This is a genomic window from Azospirillum agricola (assembly GCF_020005195.1).
Classification (GTDB): domain Bacteria; phylum Pseudomonadota; class Alphaproteobacteria; order Azospirillales; family Azospirillaceae; genus Azospirillum; species Azospirillum agricola.
This window is the reverse complement of record NZ_JAIFZR010000002.1, coordinates 383,727-395,118: the sequence shown is the minus strand read 5'-3', so window position 1 is coordinate 395,118 and position 11,392 is coordinate 383,727. Positions and strand designations below refer to the sequence as shown.

Sequence of the window (11,392 nt, the reverse complement as noted above, 5' to 3'; positions counted from 1 at the left end):
CCCCCTTACAGACCCGCCGTGCGCGCCGGACCTGCGTCGGCGCTCTGGGGGGCGCTGCTCCGGGCGGCGCTCTGGGTGGCGTGTCCGGTGGCGCGTTCGTCGGGACCGAGCACGCGCACCGTCACCGTGCGTCCGGCCACGAGGTCGAGCGTGTCGGGCACCGGGTCGAGCGCGATGCGCACCGGAATGCGCTGGGCCAGCCGCACCCAGTTGAAGGTCGGGTTGACGTTGGCGAGCAGGCCGCTGCCCTCGGTGCGGTCACGGTCGACGATCGCGCGGGCGACGCTGTCGACATGGCCGGACAGGCTGCCGCTCATCCCCATGATGGTGACGGCCACCGGGTCGCCGGCGTGGATGCGCGGCAGCTTGGTCTCCTCGAAATAGCCCATCACGTGGAAGGAACGGCGGTCGATCAGCGCCACCACCGCCTGACCGGCCGACACGTAGTTGCCGGCCTTGAGCTGGAGGTTGGCGACGTAGCCGTCCACCGTCGCCCGCACCTCGGTCCGCTCCAGGTTGAAGCGCGCGAGGTCGAGCGAGGCTTCCGCCTGCTTGGCCGCCGCCGCCGCCTTGGCCATCGCCGAGGCGACCTCCTGGCGCTGGGCGGTGGAGACCACGCCCTCGGACAACCGCTCGTAGCGGCGCGCCTCGGCGCTGCGGAAGGACATCTCGGCGCGGGCGCTTTCCAGGTTGGCCTCCGCCTGCTCGATCGCCAGCCGGTAGCGGGCGGGATCGACGACGAAGAGGACGTCGCCCTTGCGGACCGTCTGGTTGTCGGCGACGCGGACCTCGGTGACGAGGCCGGCGACGTCGGGCGACACCTGCACGATGTCGGCCCGCACGCGGCCGTCGCGGGTCCAGGGCTCGTTCATGTAGTGGTCCCACATCCACCAGCCGCCCACGGCGGCGGCGGCCGTCACCAGCAGGGTGACGCTGAGGCGGGACAGGACGGACAGGAGTTTCAAGGGAGTGCCCTCACGGACCGGCCGAAGCGGCGCCGGTCACGGTTGTTCGCGCTTGGCGTTGGTTTCGATGATCGAGAGGACGCGGGAGCAGGCGTCGATGTCGTCCTTGCTGGCCTGGGTCAGCAGGCGGCTGCGGACGTCGCCGAGCACCGCGTTGACCCGCGCCAGCAACTCGCGCCCCTGGTCGGTGAGGTGGAGGGTCTTGGCCCGGCGGTCGGCCGGATCCTCGCGGCGCTCGACCAGCTTGCCGGCCTCCAGGCTGTCGAGCAGCCGCACCAGGGACGGACCCTCGACCCCCATCTCCTCGGCCAGCTCGCGCTGGCGCATGCCGTCCCCCAGCTCGTTCAGCAGCATCAGCGGCGTGATGACTGACGAGGAAAACCCCCAATCCGCCAGGATTGCGTTGACCGCGCGGCGCCACAGGTGCGCGGCGCGGAAGAGATGCAGGCCGAAGCTGGCGGGAAAGCGGGGGGGATCATTGTCTAGCATGGCTATTAAATAGTTTTGCTATCGAATTCCGGCAAGACGGATTCGCCACGGGGCGGCAAGCGCGCTCCGCATGGCTGCGATGACGACGGTCGGCCGGAAGGCCGCGGCCAGGGCGTCGGCGCGTCTACGGCCGCCGCGTGCTGCCGCGTTCGACAAAGCGCGCCGGCACCACCCGCACCGGGCCATGCGCCGACGGGCGGGCGGTCATCTCCTCGACGAGGGCGAGCGCCTCGGTGACCAGCGCCTCGGCGTCCTGGTCGAAGCTGGTCAGGTCGTAGGCGCTCCAGGCCGCCGAGGGGATGTTGTCGTAGCCGACCAGCATCACGTCCTCCGGCACCCGCAGCCCCAACTCCCGGCGGATGACGTCCATGGCGCCGAAGGCGATGAGGTCGTTGGCGCAGAACAGCGCGTCGGCCGGCTCGCCGGCGGAGCTCCGGGCGAACAGCCGCCGCGCCGCCGACTGCCCGCCGGCGTAGCTGTAGTCGCCGGCGATCACGCGCGGTTCCTCCAGCCCCAGGGCCGCCAGCCCGTCGCGGAATCCGGCGAGACGGTCGCGGCTGGCCGGGCTTTCCTCCGGCCCGGCCAGGAAGGCGAAGCGCCGGCCGCCGCGCCGGTGGAGCAGCGCGGCGGCGGTGGCGGCCGAGGCGCGGTTGTCGGATTCGACCGAGGCGACCCGCTCGCTGGTCACCCCGGCGTTGAAGGAGACGATGGGAATCCGGAAGGCCGACAGCGCGTCGGCGACCTCCTGCGACAGCACCGCCAGACCGCTGACGATGGCGTCCACGCGGTAGCTCGACAGTTGCGCCAGCACGGCGTCGAGCGCGTAGTCGCTGTCCACCGGCACCAGCAGCACCTGCTTTCCGGCGTCGCGCAGCCGCGTGGCGAAGCGTTCCAGAACGGCGCTGTGGTAGGCGTTCCACAGGCCGCCGACGATCACGGCGACGAGGCCCGAACGATCGGTCAGCAGGATCTGCGGGATGATGCTGGGCCGGAATCCAAGCGCCTCGGCCGCCTCCAGGACCTTGCGGCGGGTTTCCGCCGACACGCTGGCGCCCGGCGTGAAGGTGCGCGAGACCGCCGATTGCGACACGCCGGCCAGCCGCGCCACGTCGGTCGAGGATGCGTATCGCTTGCCCGGCGTCATGGTGGCGGCCTTCCCCCCTCTTCGCGTCCCCGCGGCGTCCCCGCCGATGATAGGGACCGGGCGGAACGGCGTCCATGCGCCCGGCGCGGCGCCTGCCTATGCAAAGAGCAAAACCAGATGAGAATGACTTGCAATCGCAGGAGAGCTTTTGTAGGGTCTGCTCATGGCCGGCCGGGACGGCGCATCGCCGCACCCCCGACCGCCACCGTCTTCGCGACCAACCGTCTTTCCAACCAGAAAGCCAAGGCCATGCAGCAGAACGCCGTCACCGCCACCCTCGCCGGTCCCGCCGCTTCGCAAGCCATGCCGTGGCAAGGTGTCGCCGCCTTGTCCCTTCCCGTGGTGGAGTCGGCCCGTCTGATGGCCGGCGGCCGCGAGATCGTCATCCAGCACGCCGGCCAGAGCTACCGCCTGCGGGTGACCCGGGCCAACAAGCTGATCCTGACCAAGTAGGAGAGGCGGGCCGCCGCCTTTCAGGCGGCGCCCTCCACCTCGTAGCCGGCGTCCTCGATGGCCTTGCGGACCGCCGCCATGTCGGCGTTCCCCTCCACCGAGACCGCGCCGGCCTTGAGGTCGACCAGCGCACGCTCGACCGCGGGCACGGCCTCCACGGCCCTGGTCACGGTCTGGGCGCAATGGCCGCAGGTCATGCCCGACACCTTCAACGTCACCATGGGATCCTCCGTCGCGTGATGGAATGGGTCGATGGGAATCAGCCTGCACCTTCCAGCGGCGGGAAGGTCAAGCGCTGTTTCCGGGGGTGTCGCGGGATTCCGCGCCGCTTGCCGAAGGCGGCGGGCTGCCCCAGACTTCGGGCATGCTGAACACATCCCAATCGCCGTCGCCGTCGCCGCCGCGCGGCATCTCCTTCGTGGAATTCGTCACCCTCATCGCCGCGATGATGGCGCTGACGGCCCTGTCCATCGACATCATGCTGGTCGCCCTGCCGGACATCGCCCACGCGCTGGGCGGCGACGGCGCCAACGACCGCCAGCTCATCATCACCGCCTACATGCTCGGCTTCGCCGCCGGGCAGCCCTTCGCCGGCCCGCTGTCCGACCGTTTCGGGCGCAAGCCGGTGCTGGCCGCCGGGCTGGTCGTCTTCGCCGTGGCCTCGCTGGCGGCGGTCCTGGCGCCGAGCTTCGGGGTCATGCTGGCGGCGCGGGCGATCCAGGGCTTCGGCGCCGCCGCGCCGCGCATCGTCGCCGTCGCCATCGTGCGCGACCGCTTCGCCGGGCGCGACATGGCCCGCGTCATGTCCTTCGCCATGATGGTCTTCATCATCGTGCCGGTCATCGCCCCGGCCATCGGCGAGCTGATCCTGCATGCCGGAAGCTGGCCGTGGGTCTTCGCGGCGCTGTTCCTGGCCGCCGGCGGCGCGCTGGCCTGGTCGGCGCTGCGCCTGCCGGAAACCCGCCACGCCGAGGACCGGCTGCCCCTGTCGCCGGCGGCGCTCGGCAACGCCCTCCGCATGGTCGTCACCACGCGGCAGACGGTCGGCTACACCGTCGCCATGGGCTTCATGTTCGGCAGCCTGCTGAGCTACATCGGCAGCGCCCAGCAGGTGTTCGTCGACATCTACGGGCTGGGGACCCTGTTCCCGGTCGTCTTCGGCGCCATCGCGGCGGTGATGGCGGTCGCCTCGCTGACCAACGCCCGGCTGGTCGGGCGGCTGGGGATGCGGCGGGTGTCGCACGCGGCCATGCTCGGCTTCCTGGCGGCCTGCCTGGCGATGGCGGCCTTCGGCTTTCCCGAGCGTCCGCCGCTGCTGGCGCTGGGCGGCTTCCTCGCCGCGACCTTCTATTGCTTCGGCCTGATCGCGCCGAACTTCAACGCGCTGGCCATGGAGCCGCTCGGCCACATCGCCGGCATGGGGTCGTCCTTCACCGGCTTCTATTCGACGGCGGCGGGTGCCCTGTTCGGCTGGGGAATCGGCCAGGCCTTCGACGGCACCGTGCGGCCGATGACCATCGGCTTCACCGTGCTGGCCGTGCTGGCCGTCCTGACCGTGCTGAAGACGGAGGGCGGCGTCCTGTTCCGCACCCACTCCCATGTGTCGGGCGCGGCCCGGCCGGCCGGCGGCGAGTGAAGGCGGGGGAGCGCCCCCGCTGTTCCGGACGCTTCAACGAAAAAGGCCCGTCCCGTGAGGGATGGGCCTTTTTCGTGAACGCCAAACGGCCGCCTTTCCATCATGACGAGTCCGTCATGCGGGAAGGAACGGCCGGACGCGCGCCGATCACCTCGGCGCGAGGACCATGATCATCTGGCGCCCTTCCAGGCGCGGCATCTGCTCGACCTTGGCCATCGCCTCCAACTCGTCGCGGACACGCAGCAGCACGTTCATGCCGAGGTCCTGGTGGGCCATTTCACGGCCACGGAAGCGCATGGTCATCTTGACCTTGTCGCCTTCCTCCAGGAAGCGGCGCGCGGCGCGCATCTTCACGTCGTAGTCGTTGTCGTCGATGTTCGGACGGAGCTTCAGCTCCTTGATCTCGACGATCTTCTGCTTCTTGCGCGCCTCGTTGGCCTTCTTCTGCTCCTCGAACCGGAACTTGCCGTAATCGAGGACCTTGCAGACGGGCGGATCGGCATTCGGCACGATCTCGACAAGGTCGAGGTCGGCGTCGGCGGCAGCCGTGAACGCCTGATGCAACGGGACGATGCCCACCATCTCGCCATCGGCGTTGATGAGACGCACCTGACGGGCCGTGATCTCGCGATTGAGCCGCGGGCCTTCGCGGACGGGGTCCTGATCGTAAAGCTTTGCTATGACCATCTCCTTGGATGCGCCGGCCGGAAGCACGATGCCCGAACGGCAACGATGTCGCCGAGGGCGACCGAACCACGCCGCCCTTTAACAGCAACCATCATATAGGTGCAACAGTTTCTCGGTTCCATATCCATGAAACCGGCGGCCGCAACATCCAGCAACGACTCTTTGGCGGTATAACCCGCTTCTGAACGGGAGATGGGCGCTTGCGGGCGGGAAATCCAGCGCTCTTTCGGGGGGCCGCGAGCCCGGCGGCGGGCCGGACCCCGCGAATCAGGGAATATTCTCTGTTTCGAGATAATTCTCCTTTTTGAGACGATGCGCGGCGAAAACATCTCGTTTTTAAGACGTTCGTGTGACAATCCATCAGTTGTTCCATCAAAAATTGTTCAAGCTTTTCAATTGATCGCCCATTGCACGCAATGATGGCATGCGGCTTGCTCTCGATGGGCCATGCCCCGCGGGGTACCCCATCCGGCCGAAGCCCGACTCGACATGCCGATGATCGCCGTCACCATTCTGCTTCCCGACCCGGCCCGCCGCCTGTGGCCGCTGGTCCGTTGGGACGGCCGGCTGTGCGACTGGTATCCCGGCGCGATCGCGTTGAGCGTCGACGGAACGGAGAAGGGGGCCGTGCGGCGGCTGCTGCTGAAGGACGGAACCCGTCTGGTCCAGCGGCTGGAGCACATCAGCCGAATCGACGACGCCTACACCTACGCCGTGGTCGAAAGCCCCTATCCGGTCGCCGATCTGCTCGCGCAGATCCGCGTCCAGCCGGGGAACGACGGGCACGCGACGCTGACATGGACCGCCACGTTCCAGCCGCTCGGCCTGCCCGGCGGGCTGGACGAAGCCAGGACCGAACGCTTCGTCCGCGATCTCTACGACGCGGGCGTGGAACGGCTGCGCGGCCTTCTGACCCCCTACCGGCTCTAGGACCACGGCGCACCGACCAACCGGCGCCCAGAACAAAAACGAGGGAGCACCCGTCCAATGAGTTTGCTGATCTGCGTGGGAGCGCTTGCGTTCCTGATGTTCGTCGCCTACCGAGGATTCAGCGTCATCCTCTTCGCGCCGGTGGCGGCGCTGGGTGCGGTGCTGCTGACCGATCCGGCCGCCGTGCCGCCCATATTCACCGGCCTCTTCATGGACAAGATGGTCGGCTTCGTGAAGCTGTACTTCCCGGTCTTCCTGCTGGGCGCCGTGTTCGGCAAGGTGATCGAGCTGTCGGGCTTCTCCAAGTCGATCGTCTCGGCCGTCATCAAGATGATCGGCCGCGAGCGGGCGGTGACCTCCATCGTGCTGGTCTGCCTGCTGCTGACCTACGGCGGCGTGTCGCTGTTCGTGGTGGTCTTCGCCGTCTACCCCTTCGCCGCCGAGATGTTCCGCCAGGGCGACATCCCCAAGCGCCTGATCCCCGGCGTGATCGCGCTCGGCGCCTTCACCGTCACCATGGACGCGCTGCCGGGCACCCCGCAGATCCAGAACATCATCCCGACGACCTTCTTCAAGACCGACGCCTACGCCGCCCCCTGGCTGGGCATCATCGGTTCGGTCTTCATCCTGACCGTCGGCCTGGTCTATCTGGAATGGCGCGTGCGCACCGCCATCGCCCGGGGCGAGGGCTACGGCACCGGCCACAGCAACGAGCCGGAGGCGGTCGCCGCCGAGACGCTGCCCAATCCGCTCGTCGCCCTGCTGCCGCTGGTCATCGTCGGCGTGCTGAACAAGGTCTTCACCCTGGCGATCCCCAAGGTCTACGGCACCAGCTACGAGGTCGCGCTGACCCCCGGCGCCAAGCCGCTGGTCACGGCAGTGTCGTCGGTCGCCGGCATCTGGGCGGTCGAGGGCGCGCTGCTCTGCGGCATCCTGACCGTGCTGGTCTTCGCCTGGAAGCCGGTGACCCAGCGCTTCGCCGAGGGCACCAAGGCCGCCATCGGCGGCTCGCTGCTGGCGGCGATGAACACGGCGTCGGAATACGGCTTCGGCGCCGTCATCGCCGCGCTGCCGGGCTTCCTGGTCATCGCCGGCGTGCTCCAGTCCATCCCCAACCCGCTGGTCAACGAGGCGGTGACCGTCACCGCGCTGGCCGGCATCACCGGCTCGGCCTCGGGCGGCATGAGCATCGCGCTGGCCGCGATGGCCGACCAGTTCATCGCCGCCGCCAACGCGTCGGGCATTCCGATGGAGGTCCTGCACCGCGTCGCCTCGATGGCCAGCGGCGGCATGGACACCTTGCCGCACAACGGCGCGGTCATCACCTTGCTGGGCGTGACGGGCTTGACGCACCGCCAGTCCTACGGCGACATCTTCGCCATCACCTGCATCAAGACGCTGGCGGTCTTCTTCGTGATCGCCGTGTATTACCTGACCGGGATCGTCTGATCATGAAGAACAAGCTCATTTCCCTGGAGGACGCGGTCGCGCGGATACCCGACGGCGCCTCGATCCTGTTCGGCGGCTTCATGGCCGTCGGCGGCCCGACCCGGCTGGTGGACGAGATCATCCGCCAGCGCAAGAGCGGCCTGACCATCATCGCCAACGACACCGCCCGTCCGCACCAGGGCATCGGCAAGCTGGTGGTGGAGAAGCTGGTCGCCAAGGTGATCACCAGCCACATCGGGCTGAACCCCGACACCCAGAAGCAGATGATCGCCGGCGACATTGAGGTGGAGCTGGTGCCGCAGGGCACGCTGGCCGAGCGCATCCGCGCCGGCGGCGTGGGCCTCGGCGGCGTGCTGACCCCGACCGGCGTCGGCACGACGGTGGAGGAGGGCAAGCGCACGGTCGAGATCGACGGCAAGACCTTCCTGCTGGAGACGCCGATCAAGGCCGACTTCGCGCTGCTGGCGGCCAAGCAGGCGGATCTCTACGGCAACCTGACCTACGCGCTGACCGCGCGCAACTTCAACCCGATCATGGCGCTGGCCGCCGCCACCGTGATCGCCGAGGCCGAGGACATCCTGCCCGTCGGCTGCATCGCGCCCGACGCGGTGATGACGCCGTCGGTCCTGGTGGACCACATCGTCACCGCCCGGCCGCGCTGAGAGGGGAGACCGGAATCATGGATGAAAAGACCCTGATCGCCAAGCGCGTCGCGCTTGAGCTGTTCGACGGCGACCTCGTCAACCTCGGCATCGGCCTGCCGACGCTGGTGGCCCGCTACGTGCCCGTCGGCCGCCACGTGTTCTTCCAGTCGGAGAACGGCATCCTGGGCATGTCCGGGCCGATCACCGGCGCCGAGAACAACGACCTGACCGACGCCGGCGGCTCGCCGATCTCGGCGCTGCCGGGGGCGGCCTCCTTCGACAGCGCGCTGTCCTTCGGGCTGATCCGCGGCGGGCACCTGGACGTCACCGTTCTCGGCGGCCTCCAGGTCGACGAGGAGGGCCATCTCGCCAACTGGATGGTGCCCGGCAAGATGGTGCCCGGCATGGGCGGCGCCATGGACCTCGTGACCGGCGCCAAGCGCGTCATCGTCGCCATGCAGCACAGCGCCAAGGGCGAATCCAAGATCGTCAAGCGCTGCACCCTGCCGCTGACCTCGGTCCGCCGCGTCGATCTGGTCGTCACCGACCTCGCGGTGATCGAGCCGACCGCCTCCGGCCTCCTGCTGAAGGAAACCGCGCCCGGCGTGACCGTCGAGCAGGTGATCGCCAACACCGGGGCCGAGCTGATCGTGTCGCCGGATCTCCGCACCATGCCGCTGGAAGGGTGAAGACCATGACCGCTTTGAAAGGCAAGACCGCCCTCGTCACCGGCTCGACCAGCGGGATCGGGCTCGGCATCGCCCGCAAGCTGGCCGGGCAGGGCGCCGACCTGATGCTGAACGGCTTCGGCGACGCCGCCTACATCGCCGAGCTGCGCGAGGGGCTCGCCAAGGAGTTCGGCGTCCGCGTCGCCCACAGCGGCGCCGACATGTCGAAGGCCGCCGAGATCGAGGCGATGGTCGCCGCGACCGAGGCCGAGTTCGGCCGTCTCGACGTCCTCGTCAACAACGCCGGCATCCAGCACGTCTCGCCGGTCGACGAGTTCCCGGTCGAGCGCTGGGACGCGGTGATCGCCATCAACCTGTCGGCGGTGTTCCACAGCACCCGCGCCGCCCTGCCGGGGATGAAGGCGCGCAACTGGGGCCGCATCATCAACATCTCCTCGGCGCACGGGGTGGTGGGGTCGGCCAACAAGTCGGCCTACGTCGCGGCCAAGCACGGCGTCATCGGCCTGACCAAGGTGGTCGCGCTGGAGACCGCCGAGACCGCCATCACCTGCAACGCCATCTGCCCCGGCTGGGTGCTGACCCCGCTGGTGCAGAAGCAGATCGACGCGCTGGCGGCATCCAAGGGCCTGTCGAACGAGGAGGCCGGCCGCGAGCTGCTGAGCGAGAAGCAGCCGTCCAAAACCTTCGTCACGCCGGAGCAGCTCGGCGATCTGGCGGTGTTCCTGTGCTCCGACGGCGGCGCCAACATGCGCGGCGCCTCGCTGCTGATGGACGGCGGCTGGACCGCGCAGTAAGGGCATCGGGGGCGGGTCCCCGTCCCCGATCCTCCCTGTGGACAAGCCCCTCTCCCCTCGTGGGAGAGGGGTTGGGGTGAGGGGGCAAGCCTCCTTCCGCCTTCGGCGGAATCCCCCTCATCCCAACCCTTCTCCCACAAGGGGAGAAGGGCTTGTCCAAGCAATTGCTTGGCACCCCGCACCTCGCGCAGACCTGTCCCGCGCATTGCATAGCTATGCAAAGTTCCCGGCTTCCGGCCTTATGAGTGCGACGCTGCGCCGCAGCATGAGCATGCCCGGCCCGTGTCCCCCTCTTCGCCATTTCGAGGTCCGGAGCCCGCCCGCCATGGTCTCGCTTCCCATCCTGGCCCTCGCCGCCGCCTCCTTCGGCATCGGCACCACCGAATTCGTCATCATGGGCCTGCTGCCCGACGTCGCCCGCAGCCTGGGCGTCAGCGTGCCGGAGGCCGGCTATCTGGTGTCGGGCTACGCCATGGGCGTGGTGGTCGGCGCCCCGCTGGTGGCGATGGCGACGGCGCGGCTGCCGCGCAAGACGGCGCTGCTGGCGCTGATGGCGATCTTCATCGCCGGCAACGTCGGCTGCGCGCTGGCGCCCGGCTATTGGCTGCTGATGGCGGCGCGGGTGCTGACCGCCTTCGCGCACGGCGCCTTCTTCGGTATCGGCGCGGTGGTCGCCAGCACCCTCGTGCCGCGCCAACAGCGCACCCAGGCGGTGGCGCTGGTCTTCTCCGGCCTGACCATCGCCAACATCCTCGGCGTGCCGCTGGGCACCGCGCTGGGGCAGGCGGCCGGCTGGCGCTCGACCTTCGTCGCGGTGGTCGCCATCGGCGTGGTGGCGTGGCTGGCGATCCTGCGCTGCGTGCCGGGCGGCATGCCGGGGTCGAAGGGCGGGCTGCTGTCGGAGTTCCGCGTGCTCGGGCGCTGGCCGGTGCTGCTGCCGATGCTGGTCAGCACGCTGTGCTCGGTCAGCCTGTTCAGCGTCTTCACCTACATCGCCCCGCTGCTGGAGCATGTCAGCGGCCTCACCCCGCAGGCGGTGACCGGGGCTCTGCTGGTCTTCGGCGTCGGGCTGACGCTGGGCAACTTCGCGGGCGGGCGACTGGCCGACCGCGGCGCCATGGCGACCATTATCGGCAGCCTGCTGGCGGTCGTCGCGGTGCTGGTTCTGTTCGTCTTCACCGGCCCATCGGCGGTTCCGGCGGTGGCGACGCTGGGAGTCTGGGGGGCGCTGGCCTTCGCGCTGGTGTCGCCGCTCCAGCTCTGGGTCGTCGATTCGGCGACCGACGCGCCCAACCTCGCCTCCACCCTCAACCAGGGGGCGTTCAACCTCGGCAACGCGCTGGGCGCCTGGGTCGGCGGCGTGGCGATCAACGCCGGGGTGGGGTACGGGGAGCTTCCCTGGATCGGCGCCGGCTTCGCCCTGCTGGCCCTGGCCTTCGTGGTGACGGCGCGTTCCGGCGCGCGGCGCGCGGAACTCGCCTGCGAAGCCGGACATTGACCAGACCGTTGCGA

Annotated in this window: 13 protein-coding genes; 8 read left to right on the top strand and 5 right to left on the bottom strand. The window is 69.4% G+C overall.

Going from position 1 to position 11,392, the window contains the following annotated elements:
- Positions 1 to 5: 5 nt before the first annotated feature.
- The 3 genes from JN22_RS04655 to JN22_RS04645 form a co-directional block, all read right to left on the bottom strand.
- On the bottom strand, positions 6 to 965 hold the full coding sequence (locus JN22_RS04655; RefSeq protein WP_223677571.1) for an efflux RND transporter periplasmic adaptor subunit: 960 nt from the start codon (positions 963 to 965) through the stop codon (positions 6 to 8).
- A 36-nt stretch (positions 966 to 1,001) separates the two neighbouring features.
- Positions 1,002 to 1,454 carry a MarR family winged helix-turn-helix transcriptional regulator gene (locus JN22_RS04650; RefSeq protein ID WP_085552804.1) on the bottom strand — a complete coding sequence of 151 codons (453 nt, stop codon included), beginning with the start codon at positions 1,452 to 1,454 and terminating at the stop codon, positions 1,002 to 1,004.
- 124 nt (positions 1,455 to 1,578) lie between these two features.
- Complete coding sequence (locus JN22_RS04645; protein ID WP_085552803.1) at positions 1,579 to 2,598, bottom strand: LacI family DNA-binding transcriptional regulator; 1,020 nt, start codon at positions 2,596 to 2,598, stop codon at positions 1,579 to 1,581.
- A gap of 249 nt (positions 2,599 to 2,847) precedes the next feature.
- Here JN22_RS04645 and hemP point away from each other — a divergent pair, with 249 nt between their 5' ends.
- The gene (gene hemP / locus JN22_RS04640; protein WP_223677570.1) at positions 2,848 to 3,051 is read left to right on the top strand and encodes a hemin uptake protein HemP; all 204 of its coding nucleotides are present in this window, start codon (positions 2,848 to 2,850) and stop codon (positions 3,049 to 3,051) included.
- A gap of 20 nt (positions 3,052 to 3,071) precedes the next feature.
- Here hemP and JN22_RS04635 read toward each other — a convergent pair whose 3' ends face one another.
- On the bottom strand, positions 3,072 to 3,272 hold the full coding sequence (locus JN22_RS04635; RefSeq protein WP_085552802.1) for a heavy-metal-associated domain-containing protein: 201 nt from the start codon (positions 3,270 to 3,272) through the stop codon (positions 3,072 to 3,074).
- 143 nt (positions 3,273 to 3,415) lie between these two features.
- Here JN22_RS04635 and JN22_RS04630 point away from each other — a divergent pair, with 143 nt between their 5' ends.
- Positions 3,416 to 4,687, top strand: coding sequence for a multidrug effflux MFS transporter (locus JN22_RS04630; protein WP_085553419.1), 1,272 nt, complete (start codon positions 3,416 to 3,418; stop codon positions 4,685 to 4,687).
- A 147-nt stretch (positions 4,688 to 4,834) separates the two neighbouring features.
- Here the strand turns inward: JN22_RS04630 and infC are convergent, their stop codons facing one another.
- A complete protein-coding gene (infC, locus tag JN22_RS04625) occupies positions 4,835 to 5,374 on the bottom strand; it encodes a translation initiation factor IF-3 (RefSeq protein ID WP_085552801.1) in 540 nt (179 codons plus the stop codon).
- 489 nt (positions 5,375 to 5,863) lie between these two features.
- Here infC and JN22_RS04620 point away from each other — a divergent pair, with 489 nt between their 5' ends.
- From JN22_RS04620 to JN22_RS04595, 6 genes are all read left to right on the top strand, one after another.
- A complete protein-coding gene (locus tag JN22_RS04620) occupies positions 5,864 to 6,304 on the top strand; it encodes an SRPBCC family protein (protein WP_085552800.1) in 441 nt (146 codons plus the stop codon).
- Positions 6,305 to 6,361: 57 nt separating this feature from the next.
- Positions 6,362 to 7,753 carry a GntP family permease gene (locus JN22_RS04615; RefSeq protein WP_085552799.1) on the top strand — a complete coding sequence of 464 codons (1,392 nt, stop codon included), beginning with the start codon at positions 6,362 to 6,364 and terminating at the stop codon, positions 7,751 to 7,753.
- A 2-nt stretch (positions 7,754 to 7,755) separates the two neighbouring features.
- On the top strand, positions 7,756 to 8,415 hold the full coding sequence (locus JN22_RS04610; RefSeq protein ID WP_085552798.1) for a CoA transferase subunit A: 660 nt from the start codon (positions 7,756 to 7,758) through the stop codon (positions 8,413 to 8,415).
- Positions 8,416 to 8,432: 17 nt separating this feature from the next.
- Complete coding sequence (locus JN22_RS04605) at positions 8,433 to 9,086, top strand: 3-oxoacid CoA-transferase subunit B (protein WP_085552797.1); 654 nt, start codon at positions 8,433 to 8,435, stop codon at positions 9,084 to 9,086.
- Between the two features lie 5 nt (positions 9,087 to 9,091).
- A complete protein-coding gene (locus JN22_RS04600) occupies positions 9,092 to 9,880 on the top strand; it encodes a 3-hydroxybutyrate dehydrogenase (RefSeq protein ID WP_085553418.1) in 789 nt (262 codons plus the stop codon).
- A 325-nt stretch (positions 9,881 to 10,205) separates the two neighbouring features.
- A complete protein-coding gene (locus JN22_RS04595) occupies positions 10,206 to 11,378 on the top strand; it encodes an MFS transporter (protein WP_085552796.1) in 1,173 nt (390 codons plus the stop codon).
- Positions 11,379 to 11,392: the final 14 nt, after the last annotated feature.